Source organism: Enterococcus sp. AZ120, assembly GCF_050546165.1.
Taxonomy (GTDB): domain Bacteria; phylum Bacillota; class Bacilli; order Lactobacillales; family Enterococcaceae; genus Enterococcus; species Enterococcus faecalis.
In genome coordinates this window covers 960500-978941 of record NZ_CP172950.1, presented here as the reverse complement: position 1 = coordinate 978941, position 18442 = coordinate 960500, and the positions used below count along the sequence as shown (strand labels likewise).

Here is an 18442-nt window from a genome sequence, read left to right as displayed (position 1 = left end):
TAACAGTATTTCTAAAACCTCACACTTAGTATAACACAAATTATAAATTATGCTAGATAGTTACTAAATTAACGTCATTACAAGGATGTTACGTTTTTACAACATCTTGTAAAACTAGACAATGCTGTCCTTCTTTATCCATCACACTCAATGATAGTGATAGTATCTTATGATAGAAACAACATGTACATTATAACAATTATTATTAAGAAAGCTACTTCTCAATAGGAGAAGTAGCGCTTCTCTCGTTACAGTTTTACTCTTCTTCTTCAGCCATGAATGTATTGAAAACTTCTTCAATCATATCCCATTCAGCGTCTGTTTCGATTTGCTGTAAATCGCCTTCTGTACCTTCTGCGTTTTCCACATATGAGTAAGCTTGCAATTCAACATCTTCATCCTCAGGAATTCCTGCTGGATATAATAAAACATAATTTTTACCGAATTCTTCTTGACCGTCAACAGTTAGTAAGATCTCGTATAATGTTTCATTTCCTTGTTCGTCTACTAAAGTAATGTGTTCATGTCCTTCGTGATCATGATCGTGGTTATGTTCTGTCATTCTTCTTCTCTCCCTTGATGTATTCAAAGCTCGATAATTATCGGCTATGTGCATCTAAATAATTTTGTAGAATCATTACTGCCGCTAGTTTATCAATCACTTTTTTTCTTTTGGCTCTTGAAGCATCTGCTTGCTCCACCAAGAAACGCTCTGCTTGGACAGTTGTTAATCGTTCATCTTGATAGTCAACAGGTAATTGAAATAATTCTTGAATCTTATCACCATATGCCATGGAGGCTTCAGCTCTAGGACCGATGGAATTATTCATGTTTTTCGGTAAACCTACGACAAATTTCGTGACTTCGTATTCTTTCACCAATTCACCTAATCGCTCAAAACCGAAGTTCTCTTCCTCTTCATTGATGCGAATAATTTCGATGCCTTGTGCTGTCCAACCTAATAAATCACTAACAGCCACACCGACTGTCCGTGAACCTACATCTAGCCCCATAATCCTCATTTGATATCGATTCCGTGGTTCGCTAAGTAATATTTGGTTAATTCTTCCATGATTTCATCACGTTCATGACGACGAATTAAGTTTCGAGCATCTTGATAACGAGGAATGTAAGCCGGGTCCCCAGAAAGTAAATACCCTACTATTTGGTTAATAGGATTGTATCCCTTTTCTTCTAATGCCCGATATACGGTTTCTAACGTTTCACTGATTGCTTTTTTTCGATTATCATCAAAATCAAAGCGTACTGTTTCGTCTGTAAAACCCATTTTACTACACCTCACTTCTACTTTTATACAATTTCATTTTACTAGAAAAGAACCGAAACTACAAACAAAATTTCTTCTCCTTCTCTCTTTTTTGTTATTTCTTAGTCTTTTATTAATAAAGGCTTCGTAAAAAAATGACAGCCATCGATAATTTTAAAATTATAAAAACAAATACACAACTTTATAAAACAAGAATAAAACTCTGCTAAATCGCCAGAATATCACCTTTCCCTCCAATTCATTTTGCGAAAAAATCGACGTTTTTCTTTTAAAAACTTTTAAATATCTATGATTAAATAATATCAGCCTTTTAATGTTACAATTCGCTAACAATCTGTTTACGATGTAAATTTTCGATTGCAGCTGTTATTTATTTCCTCTTTTTGGTTCGTTTGTAGTACACTAGAAGAAAATACATAAAGTGAGGCTTGCTCAATGACTCCTGCTCATTTGGATTTACTTTTAGAAACCTGTTTGTTAGCTGGTAAAATTATGATAGAAAGCGATGCAGAAATGTACCGTGTTGAAGATACAATGAGCCGAATTGCGCTTGCTTCTGGCAACTATCGAATGGTTAGCTATGTGACACAAACCGGGTTATTTGTTGGCATAGATGGAACCTCCACGATTCGTATGGTTCAAGTAATGAAACGTGGTATTGATTTAGAAAAAATCTCTCGTGTGAATCAGCTGTCTCGTGCTTATGTGGCTGGTGATTTTTCTTTAGAGGAATTACTGAATAAACTAAAAGTGATAGATAGTGAACACCGACATTTTCCAATTAGCGCACGCATTGTTAGTGCGGCCGTTGTCAGCGCTACAATTATGATTCTTTTTGGTGGTGTCTGGTCCGATTTATTCTTGACTTTTCTGATTGGTGGTTGCGGCTATAGTCTTTATTATTTTAGTTTAAAGTTTCTCAAGATTAAATTTTTATCTGAATTTTTAGCTTCGCTGTTCATTGGTGCAGCCGCTATTCTTTCAGTCAAATTGGGACTCGGACAATCACAAGATTTAATCATCATTGGTTGTGTCATGCCTTTAGTGCCTGGTGTGCAAATTACCAATGCTCTTCGCGATTTGCTAGCTGGACACTACTTATCGGGTGTTTCTCGTGGGACTGAAGCATTAATGACTTCAGGAATGATTGGTTTTGGCATTGCTTTTGTCTTTCAACTTTTCTATTAAAAGGAGTGACTTACTTGCTAGGAATCGTTTTGGTACAATTTATCTTTAGTTTTTTAGCTTCTGCGGCGTTTGCGATTATTATTAATGTTCCTCGACGATCACTGGTGGCTTGTGGTCTAACTGGTAGTGTGAGCTGGATGCTTTATTGGGTAATCGTTGAAGTTTTTAATGGAAATGCAGCATTAGGTTCCCTTATCGGTGCTGTCGGTGTTGCGGCAGTAAGCTACCTATTCTCAAAAATATTGAAAATGCCTGTCACGATTTTTAATATTCCTGGTATTGTTCCATTGGTACCTGGTGGCTTAGCTTATCAAGCTGTTCGGAATATCGTAATTGGCAATTATGAAAAAGGCGCCTATTTTACCGTGCAAGCTGTAATGATTGCTGGGGCAATTGCGTTAGGCTTAGTCGCTTCTGAGGTTTTCAATCAGAATATCCGCAGCTTTCGAGAAAAAAGAGAATCTTTGGGTTTTATTCGTCGTAAGCGCAACAAAATTAAAAAATAGATAGCAAAAAAGTTGGTTGCTGCCATTTGATAAGGAAGCAACCAACTTTTTTTAAAAGGAACGATAGACATATTGATTTTTTGGTGCTTGATCTGCTTTGACTTTCTCCACTTGCACAGTTGGTATTTGCCGTTTAAACGGTGGATAATAGGATAACTCAACCGTGCCGGTAATCGTTACCCAATCATTGTTTTGAAATTGAGTATGTTCAGGAAAATGAACCAACAAGCCAAAAACGCCAGAATCAGCGACACAATGAATAATCCCAAAACGGAAGACAAACTGGTCAACACTTTCTTCTCGTTTTGAATTATAGACAAAGCCTTTATAAGAAATCCTTTTCCCTGCAAATTGACTTGGATAATTATAGATTAGTTCCATAATTTCCAAATAGTTTTCATCCGTAATTGAAATCACAGATTGGCCATCATATTGTTTCATGGCTTTTGCCATCTGCTTGTCATAATCCGTCTTATTGAAATACATACTTGTATCAGGTTTCAAATATTGCGTTTGCATATCAGGATCCCCTACTGATTCTTTACTTACTGGAAAGTTAAATCCTTTTGCTTCAACAATTGTTGTGTCTAAACTAACTGTCGGAAATAATAAGCCAACAATCAACGGTAAAGAAAGTAGTAAATAGGCAAGCCCTCTTTGGCTGGGTTTTTCCAAATTATGCTGATGGCCATGATGTTCATGTCCCCCATGTTGGTGCATGTCTTCATGTTTTTTTTGCATTGATGGATCTGCTTGGTTCCACAAAATCAATTGGACAATCGCCATAATAAAAGCTAAAACCATTGATAAAACAGCTAAGTAATTATAATGAATATTGATATATTGGTTCAGTTCACCTGAAATTTGAAGATACATCATCAACCCCATATATCCAATTAAAATAATAAATCGTATCATCGATTGTAGGCCTCCTTTCTAAACTACTGCCGCATAAATAGTTACGACAAGCGCCACTATCAAAACAAATTGTACAATGAATGACATCTTAAAATAACGTTTCATCATCAATAAATTTTTAATATCTACCATTGGACCAAAAACTAAGAAGGCGACAATTGGTCCTGTGCCAAACAAACTCAAAAGAGAAGAACCAATAAATGCATCTGCTTCTGAACAAAGTGATAAAGTAGCAGCGATGACTAGCATGACTAGAATCGCTAAAATCTTTGAATGGCCCAGTTGCATAAGTGCACCAGTTGGAATATAGGTTTGCATGATTGCTGCCAACAAGGAACCAAAAATTAAATAACGACCCGTATCAAAAAATTCATCAATACTATGGGTTAACGCTGACCAGCCGTTTTTCCAAAATGAACGAGCTTCATCAACGTGTTCATGCGTATGAGCAACCTGCTCTTCTTTAATCTGCGCCAACTCTTTTTCTGTTAAAATTGATTCTTTTCGAAAATAAGCTAACCAAATGCCGATAACCCACGCGACAATCATACTGCCTAAAACTCGCCAAATCACAAATTTTGTTGCGCCACTAAAGGCTACGTATGTTGAGAATAGCACAATTGGATTAATGATTGGTGCCGTTAACATAAAAGCAAAAGCGGTATGTGTTGGTACATCTTTTTTAACAAATTGATGCACAATTGGGACGATCCCGCATTCACAAGAAGGGAAGAAAAACCCTAGGAAACTCCCTACACAAATTGATAAAAATTTATTTTTAGGTAACACTTTTTTTACTCGTTCTGGTGTTAAAAAAACATGTAAAGCGCCTGAAATCAAGCAACCTAACATGACAAAAGGCAATGCTTCGATAATAATCGAAAGAAAAATAGTGCTCATCTGTAAAACAGAGTTTGGTAAAAATTGAAACATCATAGACCTCCCACTAGTAAAAATCTAGTTAACTATACTCCTAACACCAGACAAACACAAGTATTTGTCAAAAAATTAACTAAGAGTTTAAAAGTATTATCACCGATGTCTCTGTCAAACCAGCTGGATAAAAGAACAAAAAATGAGCATGGGACAAAAATCACTTTGGATTTTTGCTCCACGCTCAAAAACTGATAAACCACCATTATTCTAAATTTGAAATAACTCTGAGGCTGAATCGGGGTCTGTATCATATACCTTAAATGCTTCACCGACGCCTAAATCCTTTTGCTTCAAAGTAGACTCCATTGCCATTCGCGCATGAAGTTTCGTATTATTTTCTTTGCTAAGATGACCTAAATAAATGCGTTTTGTTTTATCACCTAACACATCCGCCATCACAAGAGCACCATCATCATTGGATAAATGGCCTTTATCTCCTAAAATCCGTTGTTTAAGACTCCATGGATAAGGTCCTGCTCGCAAAATTTCAATTTCATGATTGCTTTCGACTAAATAAGCATCTGCATTTTCAATCGTACCACGAATATGATCGCTACAATAACCTGTATCCGTTAGAACAACAAAGGAACGATTATTGCGATGAAAACGATAAAATTGAGGCGCAATCGCATCATGTGAGACACCAAAACTTTCAATGTCCATATCTCCCAAGGTCAAAACTTTGCCCATTTCAAAAATATGTTTTTGAGCGACATCGACTTTGCCAATCATGGGATCCATCGCTTGCCACGTTTTTTCATTGGCATAGACATCTAACTTATATTTTCGCGCTAACACGCCAACGCCGTGAATGTGATCCCGATGTTCATGTGTAACTAAAATCGCATCTAAATCTTCTGGTTTGCGATTGACTTCTGCTAACAGTGAAGTGATTTTTTTGCCACTTAAACCCGCATCTACTAATACTTTCTTTTGGTTGGTTTCAATAAAAAGGGAATTGCCTGTACTGCCACTGGCAAGAACACTGATATTAAAAGCAAACTCTGAATCCATTTAAAACTCTTCCCTTCTACATTACAACATTAACGTGTTTCATTATACAACGGACCTTAATGTTTTTCCACCTTTGGCACAGTATTATTTGTGATGATGGTATTACTTACGGCATTCACCTGTTCAATTTCAACTGAATCTTCACCAGTAGAAATTCCTACAAACCAGACTGGAACGTATACATTTTTCTCACGAATTTTATAAATTCTTGAATAGGCCAATTTAATGAATGTTATTTTGGAATTACTAGGAATCCGGTTATTCATATAGAGCGTGTCTATCGCATCACGATTGGAATATAAATCCGTTTTGTCTCGTAACTCTTCAATATTTTCAATGTGCGTTTGCGAATATTTACTAATTTTCCATAATTCACCTGACGTATCTGCTAAAATACTTAATTTTGCCGTGTCATCTCTAAAGGGAATTCCTTTATACAATTGTGCAGCCACAATTTCTGCCGTCGGCTCTTTTAAATGAGAAAATTCTGGTAAGTATTGATATTCGTCTCCGAATAATAAAGCATTTTTTTCATTTAAAAAGGTACTTAAATCTTTATCAATTTTCTTAGGATCAATAAAATAGTTTTTACTAGGCACACTCGTTAAAGTATTATCCGCAATTTGCAGCCCATTTCTCAAAAAGTTTTTATTCTTTTCACGTTGGATTTTTAAAGCAGCAGAAAAATTGGTTTGTTCGCCACTTAAATAATAGCCTTCCAATCGTTCTGAAGAAAGTGTCCCTTTATACGAGATGTTATCTTTTTCCAACCGACTTTCAATCGATTCTGTTTGGCTGGAAGAAGAGACGTTGCTCTCCTCTTGTTGACCTTCCCGATAAATTCCAAATAAAAAGATATTTAATCCTAAAAATGCTAAGAAGAAAATCCACTCAATTCGTTTAAAATCCATTAGCCCACCTCCAAGCTTGGTAATTGTTTTACCAAGTCCGTTGCAGTGTACCAATTGTTGTTATAAAGGACATACCATTCCGGACTTAAATCAACGACTTGTTTGACTTCTTCAATTGTCTGCCACGTATAACCAATAACAGCCGATTGGATTTTTTCCTTTTTAGCACCAGCCGTTTCTAAACGCTTAATCAATTTTTCCGTGCTTTCCAGCGTCACTTCTTCTTCTGAAGGAATCGGCACTTGGATCGTATTCACACTTGTGTTAATGGTTACGCTTGGCGCAGCACCATCGTTGTTCGTGATGCGAATATCCACTTGGCCTTTTAAATCATTACTGAACACTGGGAAACCTTCCACAAAAGTCCGATAATTGACACTATCTTTCGTTCGATCAAAGTAACGTAAATTCCCCATATTGGTTCCTAAACGTTTTACATAAGAAAAGCTTTGATTATAGATTGAATCCCGTTTATTCTCTTCTGGCAAGGTCCCTTTAAAATCAATTTTTCCCAGTTTTTCTTCTGCAAACAATCGTTCTTCTTTACTCGTGTAGGTTAAGTCTTGACTGTCTTCATTAGTTTGGATATCTTCCGTTTCATTGAAAAAAGCATTCCTAAAACGAGTAACTGGTTGCGAAGCTAAGATATAACTGTACTTTTTCAACTTCATATCATTGGTTAAATAACATTGCCCTTGTTTGGTTAGCGTATTTTCGGAAACGTCTTGATATTGTAATCCCTCTTTATTGATAATTCCCATTAAGCGCGCCTTATTGACAGTCATGGGCGCTTCATAGACGTTGGCTTGATCATAATCTAAAAAACGTATCTTATTTTCGTTAAAATCCAATTGAATTTTCGTAAAATACTGGTCCGTCAACTCATTAAAGTTAGTAAAATTAATGGATAGATTATAAATCGAAGCATAGTCCGAGATTAAAAAGGGACCTTGATAAAGAAGTTCAATGCCTTGTTCCATTTGGTTGTAGCGCTTAAGTTGCTCTGCATTTTTTGTCACAACTTGTGTCAATTTACCAAACGTAGCCATTTTAATATCATTTTGAACATTACTAATTAATGTTTCACGATTACTTTGCATCGCTTTTCCATCAGTTATTCGAATCAATTGCAAAGGTAAATAGACATCGCCAATGGCTTTTTCATTGACAGCTGTTGTGACTTGGCTTCCCGACTTCATTTCTGGTATTTTTTTGGCAGAATTCAGCCAGATATTGACTGAAAAATATATACTTAAAATGACCATCAAAATCAAGCCAATTCTTGTAATCCATTCTGATAATTTCATCATTCCCACCAATCCTCTTCATAAGGTTCATATGGTAGTGAAATATAGAAAGTCGATCCTTCACCTTCTGTACTTTCCACCCAAATACTCCCGTTATGGGCCCGAATTACTTCTTTAGAAATTGCTAAACCTAAACCAGTCCCACCTTGTGCTCGCGCACGTGCTTTATCCACACGATAAAAACGCTCGAAGACTTTCCCGAGATCTTTTTTAGGGATGCCCAAACCTTGGTCCGAGATACTAAAGACGACATTATTATGTGTTTCAACTAGTCGGCAGGTAATGACGCCGCCATCTGGCGAATACTTAATCGCATTGTTCAAAATGTTGTCTAAAACCTGAATTACTTTGTCTGTATCTAACTCTACCCATAAATCGCGTTTAGTAAATTCACGGCGAATTTTGTAATTTTTTTGCTCATTTTCAATCATCATATCAAAGCGATCCAAGACAAAATTAATCAATTCGTTAAAATTCACATACTCTAATTGAAGATGTGTATTCCCAGAGTCCATCCGAGATAGATTCAACAAATCATTAATCATACGAATCATTCGGTCGGTTTCTTCTAACGTGACTTTTAAGAAATTCGGCGCAATCTCAGGGTTTTCCCAAGCTCCTTCACTCAAAGCCTCTATATAACTACGCATACTTGTCAAAGGCGTTCGCAACTCATGAGAAACATTGGAAACAAATTCCCGTCTTTCCCGTTCGTTTTTTTCCTGTTCTGTGACGTCATGAAGTACGCAAACTAAGCCAGTAATAAATCCTGATTCCCGACGAATCATTGTAAAGTCTACCCGGATAATCATTTGGTCTTCTTCACGATCAGACGTTGAGCGATCAATCAGCAGTTCATCTGGCTCTTCTAACAGCTTCCGCAATGTGTAATCTTCTTCAATATCTAACAACTCTAATAACGAGGTCCCAATCACATTTTCATTTTTTACATTTAATAATGAAAGGGCCATCTCATTAATCGTAATCACCTTTCCGCGGCGATCCGTCGCAATGACACCATCTGTCATATGCGTTAAGACACTATCTAAACGATTTCTTTCTGCTTCCATTGTTTCTTGTGCTTCTTCAATCCGTTCTGATAATTGATTAAATGTTTCTGCTAATTGGCCTAATTCATCTTTTCCATGGACTTCTACTTTTCCAGCGTAATCACCACGAGCGATTCGAATGGCTTGCTCGCGCATTTCCCCAATCGGCTTCGTGATTGATCGTGCAATTAGTAAGGTCACAATAATCGAGATTGCTGCGGCAATAATAGAAGCAGTGAAAAAGATACTTGCTGTGTTGGTAATTTCTTGGTATTTATTTTCTAAATTACTTTTCACATAAAGGACACCAATCACTGTTTCTCCAGTAGGCGATTGAATCGGCTGAACATTCACATACACGCGTTTATCATTATCTAAAGCTTGATATTTTTTACTCGTAAAGTCATTTAAATCACGATAATCATTCTTTTTCCCAATAATATTTTGTTGATTTAAATCATTGGTTGCCCGAATAATCCCTTTATCATCGACAATTCTCGCTTCAGAAATGTCTGCATTTGAAAAATCAGATAACGCTTTTTTTAAATTTGCATCAACGTCACTACGTTCGAGATCTTTGTTGCTCATCTGCGTACTTAACGTATTTGACAATTGGACAACCTGAGAATCCATATTTTTCTTAAAATCGGAAATTGTAGTGGCTTCCAATTCACGAATGAAATAGCCACCAATGATTTGAATCGCGATTAGTAACAGCAGAATAAATGATAACGCAATCTTAAAATTAACAGATTGAAAAAAGTGAACTTTTTTCTTCATACCTGATTACTCCTGTTCAGGATTTCTTAGATAATAACCAACCCCACGACGAGTAACTAAATACGTTGGATGACTTGGACTATCTTCAATTTTTTCTCTTAAACGACGTACGGTTACGTCCACTGTCCGCACATCCCCAAAATAATCATAACCCCAAACGGTTTGTAATAAATGTTCACGAGTCATCACTTGTCCGATATGTTTTGCTAAGTAATAAAGTAACTCAAATTCACGGTGGGTTAATTCAATTTTTTCACCCCGTTTTGAGACCATGTATGCATCAGGATGAATGGTTAAATCACCAATCGTTAATTCAGATTGCGTTGTCACCTCGGCTTCTTTCGCATTGGTTGCACCTCGCCGTAAATTGGCTTTTACACGAGCAACTAATTCACGATTTGAAAATGGTTTCGTTACATAGTCATCGGCTCCTAATTCCAATCCTAAAACCTTATCAATTTCAGAATCTTTGGCAGTCACCATAATGATTGGCATATCATGTGTTTTGCGCACTTCTCGCGCGACTTCTAAGCCATCCATTTTAGGGAGCATTAAGTCTAAAATAATTAAGTCTGGTTCCACTTCTTCCACTTTTTCAAGTGCTTCTTCTCCATCGTAAGCAGTAAATACTTCATATCCTTCTTTAACCAAATTATATTTAACGATCTCTGAAATTGGCTTCTCGTCATCAACTACTAAAATTTTCTTCACAAAGAGACACCTCTTTTTCCTTCTAATCTTATTTGATACTTTCCTATTATACCTTATTTTGATGATGTTTTCATCTTTGGTTAAAAATGCGCCTTTAGGTTCTCCTAGTATAACAAAAAAAGAATCTCTGACAACAATTGACGCTTGTTATCAAAGATTCTTCTTTCGCTAATCTATTCTTCCGTATCTAAGACGAATTTTGCTACAAGAGCGGCTAATAATCCACCAATTAATGGCGCAACGATAAAAATCCACAACTCAGATAACGCTGAACCACCCGCAAAAACGGCTGGCGCGATGCTACGAGCTGGGTTGACAGAAGTTCCTGTCAAAGGAATGCCGACTAAGTGAATCATTGTTAGTGTTAACCCAATTACGATTCCTGCTAATGAAGCATTGCCTTTCTTAGCACTTGTAACTGTCATGACAACTAAAACAAAAATAAATGTTAAAATAATTTCGACTGTCAATGCACCAGCAACACTTAATTCCCCTACGCCATTTTGACCTAAGTTCTCAATACTTTTACCAGCACCTTTTAGAATGCTTAATAATGCAAATGAGGCAATCAAGCCGCCAACAATTTGTCCCACTACATAGTAGATTAGTTCCATTGTTGTTATTCGTTTATTAAGCCACATTCCTATAGAAACAGCTGGATTTAGATGTGCACCTGAAATTGTGCCAATACTATAGGCAGCAGCAACGATTGTTAAGCCAAATGCTAAGGCAATCCCCGTTGTTCCAATCCCTTCCATACCATTTCCTAGAACGGCTGTTCCTGTCCCAAAAAAGACAAGAATAAATGTTCCTAAACATTCTGCTATTGCTTTTTTCACAAAAAATTCCCCCTTTGTAGATGAATTGTAACACATTCGTGAAATTTTCAATATAATTTTCGTTGTTTTTTCAGCAAAATGATATTTCTATGAAAAAGAGAAATCTTAAATGAAAAATCCCCTCAAAAAAATTTGAGGGGATTTTTCATTTAATTAATCATTTAATAACTGTATACCAACACCTAAAAGTCCTGGTCCTGTATGAACAACTAATGCCGGACTAATCGTTCCAAAGTAAATTTCTTCTGCTTGTGGAAAAGCTGCTTTCAAGCGTTCCATCATTGCTTTTGCTTCTTCCTCTGCCGCACCGTGAGCGACTGCCAAACGAAAACGGGGTGCCTCACCTATAAAGTTCGTCACCAACTCAAACGTTTTATCAAGACTTTTTTTACGGCCGCGAGACTTAGCCACCGTATAGTAAATGCCTTCTTCATTACAAGAAATAATGGGGTTTAATTTTAGCGCATTCCCTAAAATAGAAGTGACTAAACCAATTCGTCCACCTTTTTGTAAATATTCTAAAGTGGCTACATTAAAAAATACTTTTGCGTTGGCTACTTCTTCTGTTAATTTTTGTTGTAATTCTTGCCAGCCTAATCCTGTTTCAATTAATTCTGCTGCTCGTATCGCCTGAATGCCAGCCCCGATACCAATGTTCTTTGTATCTAAAACAAATACATCTAGTCCTTCAGTTTGTTCTCCAAGCAAGCGAACCACATTATACGTTCCACTTAAACCACTAGAAATGGTCACCGCTAAGACTTTTTCGTAACCCGCTTCTTTAATTTTGTCAAAAATAGCTTGGATTGTTGCACCATCAGGTAATGAAGTACTAGGGATTTCTTTCTCTAAACGTTGATACACTTCTTCTGGTGTAATATCTACCTTATCTGTATAGGTTTTTTCAGGATAAATAATCTGTAAAGGCAAGACATACATGCCGTATTGTTTGACTAATGCCTCTGGAACATCTGTCCCAGAATCAACCAGTAGTGCGATCTTTTCTTTATTCATGTGTCATCTCATCCATTTCTTTTAAGTATTCTTGTTCCAATTCAATCACTTTTTCACTAAACATTTTAGTAGCAAAAGACATTGTCGCTGCTTTTACAGCCAAATATTCAATCCCCATAGGTTCTTGTGATTTGGCCTGAACTTCTTTTTCTTGCGCTTGAGCAGCAATCACATAAATCGCTCGTTCCTGTTCTTGACAAAATAAATTGTACGCTTCACGAATACCAACCGTGGCTCCTTGGAATAAAATGCCTTGCTTAATTTCTGGCAATGTTAACACTTGTTTCAACAACGTAATCGCAATTAAAAACGCTAAATGCTTTTGATTGTAGCGCTTTTTCACTGGGGCCGGGATTAACCCGTGTTTGACATAATTATTAACCATTGAGGACGTTAACAAAGTATGTTTTTCCAGTGTAATCAATGGGGATAAGTATTTTTCTATCAGAGTAATCACTTGATCCATATATAATTCAATGTCTGGTAACTCATGCCATCTTGGCAAATGAACATTTTCCAATTGTTGGCCCCAATTTTGTAGTGATTTTTCTATCTCGTCCATAAAAACCCTCCTAACCATTTCTAAAAAAGAATATCATACTTTTGACAATTATTCAATCTAGTTTTTAAAACTAGATTGAATAAAAAAGAAAAGCGAGCAATTTTGGAATTGTTCACTTTTCTCTCTTTATTTTTTTAAAGAACGTTTTCCGATTAAAACACCTATCAAAAACAGGCCTTCTAATAAAACAAAAAACAAGATAAAACAATGCATAAAGTAGGCTTCAGGTAAGGCATTGATAATCGGATCAGTCAGCGGATTAAATAACCAAGCATCGTTGTTAAAAAATAATCCATGAAACGCAATAAAAAATTGATCAAAGCCAATCAGCATGAAAAAGCCAAAAAGCACAGGCAAAAACATTCCCCACTGAAATGGCCGTATCAATGTCCATAAACGCTGATTTTTTACCAAATATTTTAAATAAAGGACACTAGGCATCAACGTAACTAGTAATACGCCATAGCACAATAAAAATAATTTTTTCACTTCATAAAAATGAAAAGCCGCGCTATCAGACATTGGAAAATCAGGAAATACTAATGTTTTTTCAAAAGGATTGTTTAAGTACATCATTAAATGATCGTAATTTTTAATCAAGGTCACACGATCAACCTCTACGTCTTTTAAAATATTTAAGTGTTGGATATCAAAAAGATACAATGGACGAAAATTAATCGTGATCGTGATACTTAAAGCCACAATCGTTAAAAACAAACAAATGAGTCCAAGTGTTTCCCTTAAACGCAATTTCGACCTCATCATACTCAAAAAGTCCATTCATCTAAGGAATCAACAACATAGGTTGGTGGCGTTGGCAAAGTTGGAACAGCTGACTTAGGGGTAAAACCTGATGTAACTAACAAGCTATCAATACCATTTTGAATCCCTGATTGAATATCGGTTTCATAATTATCTCCAACCATAATTACTTGCTCTTTTTCCACGCCTAAATGCGCAATCGCTCGTTCCATGATAATCGCTTTTGGTTTGCCAATATAAACTGGTTTTGTTTGAGTAGCTGTCTCCACAAACGTCACAACTGAACCTGCACCAGGTAATAAGCCTCTTTCTGTCGGAATGTTCTTATCTGGATTGGTCCCAATAAACAACGCCCCTTTTTGAATGGCTAAGGTAGCTAAAACCACTTTTTCATAAGATAATTCTGTATCAAGTCCCACGACAACATAATCAGGGTTTGTTTCATCCCATTCAAAACCTGCTTCTAAAATTAAGTCAATTAAACCAGCCTCGCCGATGACAAAGACTTTCTTGCCTCGATTGGTTTCTTTCATGTAATCAATCGTCGCTAAAGTCGCTGTATAAACAAGGGATGCTGGGACATGAATATCAAATTCATTTGCTAAACGTTGTGCCACTGTTTCAGGAGATTTAGTGGTATTATTCGTTACAAATAAAAAAGGCAAATCTTTTTCCTGTAACTGCTCGACAAAACGTTTTCCGGCTGGAATTGGTTCTTTTCCTAAATAAATCGTTCCATCTAAATCAATTAAATATCCTTGATAGTCTTTTTTCACTCTGTTTACTCCTCACGTTGACGAATCGTAAAGCCTTTGCCAGATTTTTTGGGACTAGGCTGTTTGGGTGTAGTCGTTTTTTTATTTTCTTCTTTTCGCGTACGAATCACTGGCTTGCTATTTTTATTAGCGGGCGCACTCTTTTCCTCGACAAACGCGTTAGAACGATTATTCTTTTTATGGCGACGACGACGATGCGTTGTTTTTTCTTTACGTTCCCCTGTTCGTTCAATTACAAAATAGGCACAGCCAAAATTACAATATTCATACAAATAGTCTTCTAGTGTATCAATGCGTTGATCCGGCGCTGCCCGACGATTAGAAGTATCAAAAAAGCCACGCAAGCGTAACTGTTCATAGCCCCAGTCTCCTACGATATAATCATAACGCGCTAATACTTCACTAAACCGTTCACCTAAGCGTTCAGGATCAAAGGCATCACGATGATTTTTAACAATTCGGTACTCTCTTTCACCAATTTGAATATCTGTTTCATTCACAATGGTGACAATTTCCCCTTTTTTCTTTTCTTTTACAGGTTCTTCTTTTATTTCTTCAAGAACTGCTGTTAGTTCTTCTGTAAAGGTTGCAGCAGTTTCTGTTTCTTTTTCTTTTTTTTCGGTTGTCTTTTTGTCTGTCATTTTTTCACCACCTAGTTTTTATTATACCTTGTTTTTATTTGATTGGATAGTGGGCATGCAGATAGTTCGCCACGACAGTTCTTAAAACGTCTGGAAATAAAAATTCGACTTCTCCAACTAACTCAATCGTTGGGAAAAACGGAACAAATTGAAAGTGATCCACTGTTGTCAGCGTATATTTCTGCTCTGGCTGAATAGGTTTCCCTTGCCAAAAAACGGTCTGGCTATTTCGCTCAAAACGAATCCCATCATAACATAATTCGCCAAAAATTTTCCCGCGGAAGCCCATCCCGCGAATCGGAAATTTCCGCAGAAATTGACGACTTTTTTCCATTTCACGAATCAAACGGCTCATGTCTGACCCTTTCAAGGTAACCTTGATTAAATGCATTGGATGAGGCAAGGCCTCATGTAATTGGTCTGCATTGATTATTCCTTCTGGTAAATCTGCTAAAAATAACCCGTTGTTCAACACAGCCGCTTCGGTCTGCCCCGCTTCTTTTAACGCCTTCAAGGCAACAGTTATAAAGGCATGCGGTTGCCGTAAGTCCGTTGACAAGGTTTCAGGGATTTGTGCAATTTGCTGCGCTTGCAATAGTCGATGACCTTCCGTTAAGTAACCCGCAATTTCCTTGGCATCAGTTGCTTGCTCTTCTAAACTTGCTGTTTCAATGGTTTTCGCATAACTTGTGACTTGCTTCGTGTCGGCATCCACAAACAGATGCACTTCACCAATATACTGTCCATATTTGCCAGCAGCTGCTAGTTGCACATGATTAATTTTTTCACCATCTTTAAATAAATGATGTGTATGGGAACCTAAAATCACTTGAATTTCAGGATAATTCGCCGCAATCATAAAATCAGTATCTATCCCCAAGTGACTAAGCAAAATGAGAACATCACATTGAGGCGCAACTTCTGTAATCAGTTGAGGAAGGACTGCTTCCACTTGTTTGATTGTCCAGCCATTGGGATTATACGTTAAAGGAAATGGTGCGGTTAAGCCAATAAACCCTAACTTCGTGCCTTCTTTAGTTGTCACAATTTTATATGCTTGACAAAAATCTGGTAACGTTTGGGTTTTTGGATCTTCTAAATTAGCTAAGACCACTTCAAATGTTGCCTGATCATATAAATGCTCTAATTGTTTCTTTGAATTGCCGATTCCTTCATTATTTCCAATTGTAACCAGATCATACGCTAATGTATTCATTATAGCTACATTTGCTCGACCATCTGTTGCTTCGGTCAAAGGATGACACCGATCTGAAAAGTCACCTAAATCAATGGTTACGACTGTTTTGCCCTCTTTTTGGTACAGCGAACGTTTGGCTTTAACCAGACGCCGTATTTTGGGCCAATTTTCAAAGTGAGAATGAAGATCATTGGTATGGAACAACACAATCTCTTCCACTAAAATCGCCTCCTTTATTCAGCGCTCTGATTAATAGTACCATATTTATAGAAGAAAGTTACAAAAAAGAACAGATGACTTTAGAAGAATTTCTCCTAAAATCACCTGCTTTTATCGGGACGAACTATGCGTTATTTTTGGGACGCTTGCGTTGCGTCGCTTCCATGATAACTGGTAAGATCACAGGACGACGTTTGGTTTGTTCAAATAAATAACGGCTTAAGTTTTCGCGGATTTCTTGTTTCAGTTTGCTCCATTCAAAATCGTCACTTTCTAAATGCTTTTCAACAATTTCTGTGACAATATTGCTACTTTCTTTCATTAGGTCTTTACTTGTTTTAACGTAAACAAAACCTCTAGAAGTAATTTTAGCTGGTGAAACAATTCGTTTTTCTCGGCGATTAATTGTCACAACAGCCACAAAAATACCATCTTCGGAAAGAATACGACGATCTCGTAAAACGATATTACCAATATCGCCGACACCAATCCCGTCAATCATAATATTTTCGGCCGTTGTGCTGCCAGCTACCGACATTCTACCTTTTGTATACTCTAGAATGTCCCCACGACCTGTAATAAAGATATCTTTATAAGGCATGCCAATTTCGTGTGCTAAGTCCGCATGCGCAGCTAACTGGCGGTATTCACCTTGGACAGGAATGAAATATTTTGGTTTCATTAAGTTCAGCATCAATTGCAAGTCATTCGGATTAGCGTGACCAGACACACGTAAATTGTCGGAAATTTGCTTCACCGTAGCACCGGCCCGATAGACAATATCCTCTGTTTTGGCAACCGTTGTTTCCATGGCCGTTGTCGGCGTTGTCGTAATATAAACTAAATCGCCTTCTTCAATTCGAACGACACCATGTGTATTATTAGCCATTTTTTGAAGTGACTTAATAGGTTCTCCCATCCGGCCTGTTTCTAAAATTAATAACTGTTCGGGTGCATATTTTTTCATTTCTTTTGGTTTCACTAATAGATCTTCGCTTGGCAATTGTAATTTTTCCAATTTCATCGCCGTCCGAATAATCCGTTCAAAATCTTGGCCTGTCAAAACGACTTTACGACCAGAACGATCCGCTGCATTCAATACTTGTTGAACCCGTTGCAAATTACTTGCCACACATGCCACGATGATTCGTCCTTCCCAATAGCGAATCGTGTCGAACACTTCATCAGCGATTTGGGCTTCGGAAGCAACTTGGGCTGGGTTTTCAGCATTTGATGAATCACTAAGTAGCGCCAAGACGCCTTCTTTCCCAATTTCAGCCAAGCGGCCATAATCGGTTTGATACATCTCAATCGCACTTTGATCAAATTTAAAATCACCAGTATAAACAATGTTACCTTCTTTTGTTTTGATGCTAACACCAATCGAATCTGGAATGGTGTGCGTTGTTTTAAAGAAGCTCACCGTTGCTTGACCAAAATCAATTTCTGTATGCGGGTCAATCACATGGAAATCTTTAAATTTCTTCGTTTCCGCATGACTGTTGACACTTAGTTTTGCTAGTTCAATCGTTAATTCTGTCCCAAAAACAGGCACTTGAATTTTTGAAAGCAAATACGGTAAGGCCCCAATTGCATCTGCATGGCCATGTGTTAAAAAGACCCCTGCAATTCGTTCACTATTTTCTTCTAAATACGTAAAATCCGGAATGACGACGTCAATTCCTAAAAGTTCGTTCTCTGGATATTGTAATCCACAATCCAGTACAAAAATTTCATCTTCCACTTCAGCAACGTACATATTTTTTCCATTTTCACGAACGCCGCCTAATGGAACGATTTTTATTGTACTCACTCTTTTCACC

The 18442-nt window shown here is 37.1% G+C and carries 20 protein-coding genes; 2 read left to right on the top strand and 18 right to left on the bottom strand.

Going from position 1 to position 18442, the window contains the following annotated elements; all coding sequences use genetic code 11:
- Window positions 1-256: 256 nt before the first annotated feature.
- The 3 genes from IGJ46_RS04800 to ireB are packed head-to-tail and all read right to left on the bottom strand — an operon-like array spanning window position 257 to window position 1288.
- Window positions 257-562, bottom strand: a complete 306-nt coding sequence (locus IGJ46_RS04800) for a DUF1292 domain-containing protein (RefSeq protein WP_002357933.1) — start codon at window positions 560-562, stop codon at window positions 257-259.
- A gap of 37 nt (window positions 563-599) precedes the next feature.
- Entirely contained in the window at window positions 600-1022 is a 423-nt protein-coding gene (ruvX, locus tag IGJ46_RS04795) for a Holliday junction resolvase RuvX (RefSeq protein ID WP_002357936.1), read from the bottom strand.
- The gene (gene ireB, locus IGJ46_RS04790; protein WP_002357937.1) at window positions 1019-1288 is read right to left on the bottom strand and encodes a regulatory phosphoprotein IreB; all 270 of its coding nucleotides are present in this window, start codon (window positions 1286-1288) and stop codon (window positions 1019-1021) included. The genes ruvX and ireB overlap by 4 nt, the downstream gene beginning before the upstream one ends.
- Before the next feature lie 435 nt (window positions 1289-1723).
- On the opposite strand from ireB, the gene IGJ46_RS04785 reads away from it, so the two are divergent.
- Window positions 1724-2476, top strand: coding sequence for a threonine/serine exporter family protein (locus IGJ46_RS04785; RefSeq protein WP_002357938.1), 753 nt, complete (start codon window positions 1724-1726; stop codon window positions 2474-2476).
- 5 nt (window positions 2477-2481) lie between these two features.
- A complete protein-coding gene (locus IGJ46_RS04780) occupies window positions 2482-2982 on the top strand; it encodes a threonine/serine exporter family protein (RefSeq protein WP_218391500.1) in 501 nt (166 codons plus the stop codon).
- Between the two features lie 51 nt (window positions 2983-3033).
- On the opposite strand, the gene IGJ46_RS04775 is transcribed toward IGJ46_RS04780, so the two are convergent.
- The 15 genes from IGJ46_RS04775 to IGJ46_RS04705 form a co-directional block, all read right to left on the bottom strand.
- Window positions 3034-3900: a TIGR03943 family putative permease subunit gene (locus IGJ46_RS04775; RefSeq protein WP_002357940.1), complete on the bottom strand. Its 867-nt coding sequence runs from the start codon at window positions 3898-3900 to the stop codon at window positions 3034-3036.
- 18 nt (window positions 3901-3918) lie between these two features.
- Complete coding sequence (locus IGJ46_RS04770) at window positions 3919-4833, bottom strand: permease (RefSeq protein WP_002357942.1); 915 nt, start codon at window positions 4831-4833, stop codon at window positions 3919-3921.
- Window positions 4834-5043: 210 nt separating this feature from the next.
- The gene (locus IGJ46_RS04765) at window positions 5044-5850 is read right to left on the bottom strand and encodes an MBL fold metallo-hydrolase (protein ID WP_002357943.1); all 807 of its coding nucleotides are present in this window, start codon (window positions 5848-5850) and stop codon (window positions 5044-5046) included.
- Between the two features lie 56 nt (window positions 5851-5906).
- Window positions 5907-6761 carry a two-component system regulatory protein YycI gene (locus tag IGJ46_RS04760; protein ID WP_010819928.1) on the bottom strand — a complete coding sequence of 285 codons (855 nt, stop codon included), beginning with the start codon at window positions 6759-6761 and terminating at the stop codon, window positions 5907-5909.
- Window positions 6761-8071 carry a YycH family regulatory protein gene (locus IGJ46_RS04755; protein WP_002385989.1) on the bottom strand — a complete coding sequence of 437 codons (1311 nt, stop codon included), beginning with the start codon at window positions 8069-8071 and terminating at the stop codon, window positions 6761-6763. The genes IGJ46_RS04760 and IGJ46_RS04755 overlap by 1 nt, the downstream gene beginning before the upstream one ends.
- On the bottom strand, window positions 8068-9897 hold the full coding sequence (walK, locus tag IGJ46_RS04750; RefSeq protein WP_002357946.1) for a cell wall metabolism sensor histidine kinase WalK: 1830 nt from the start codon (window positions 9895-9897) through the stop codon (window positions 8068-8070). The genes IGJ46_RS04755 and walK overlap by 4 nt, the downstream gene beginning before the upstream one ends.
- A gap of 6 nt (window positions 9898-9903) precedes the next feature.
- Window positions 9904-10608 (bottom strand): response regulator YycF, encoded by a 705-nt coding sequence (yycF, locus tag IGJ46_RS04745; RefSeq protein ID WP_002357947.1) that lies wholly within the window; start codon window positions 10606-10608, stop codon window positions 9904-9906.
- A gap of 173 nt (window positions 10609-10781) precedes the next feature.
- Window positions 10782-11483 (bottom strand): MIP/aquaporin family protein, encoded by a 702-nt coding sequence (locus tag IGJ46_RS04740; protein ID WP_002409404.1) that lies wholly within the window; start codon window positions 11481-11483, stop codon window positions 10782-10784.
- A 117-nt stretch (window positions 11484-11600) separates the two neighbouring features.
- Window positions 11601-12461, bottom strand: a complete 861-nt coding sequence (locus tag IGJ46_RS04735; RefSeq protein ID WP_002357950.1) for a DegV family protein — start codon at window positions 12459-12461, stop codon at window positions 11601-11603.
- Window positions 12454-13023: a DUF1836 domain-containing protein gene (locus tag IGJ46_RS04730; protein ID WP_002357951.1), complete on the bottom strand. Its 570-nt coding sequence runs from the start codon at window positions 13021-13023 to the stop codon at window positions 12454-12456. The genes IGJ46_RS04735 and IGJ46_RS04730 overlap by 8 nt, the downstream gene beginning before the upstream one ends.
- 126 nt (window positions 13024-13149) lie before the next feature.
- Window positions 13150-13803: a TIGR01906 family membrane protein gene (locus IGJ46_RS04725; RefSeq protein WP_002381967.1), complete on the bottom strand. Its 654-nt coding sequence runs from the start codon at window positions 13801-13803 to the stop codon at window positions 13150-13152.
- Window positions 13791-14561, bottom strand: a complete 771-nt coding sequence (locus IGJ46_RS04720; RefSeq protein ID WP_002357953.1) for a TIGR01457 family HAD-type hydrolase — start codon at window positions 14559-14561, stop codon at window positions 13791-13793. Before IGJ46_RS04720 ends, IGJ46_RS04725 begins: the two co-directional genes overlap by 13 nt.
- Window positions 14562-14566: 5 nt before the next feature.
- Window positions 14567-15202, bottom strand: a complete 636-nt coding sequence (locus IGJ46_RS04715) for a YutD family protein (protein ID WP_002394356.1) — start codon at window positions 15200-15202, stop codon at window positions 14567-14569.
- A gap of 34 nt (window positions 15203-15236) precedes the next feature.
- A complete protein-coding gene (locus tag IGJ46_RS04710) occupies window positions 15237-16619 on the bottom strand; it encodes a bifunctional metallophosphatase/5'-nucleotidase (protein WP_033918049.1) in 1383 nt (460 codons plus the stop codon).
- 124 nt (window positions 16620-16743) lie between these two features.
- Window positions 16744-18432: a ribonuclease J gene (locus IGJ46_RS04705; protein ID WP_002357956.1), complete on the bottom strand. Its 1689-nt coding sequence runs from the start codon at window positions 18430-18432 to the stop codon at window positions 16744-16746.
- Window positions 18433-18442 lie beyond the last annotated feature (10 nt).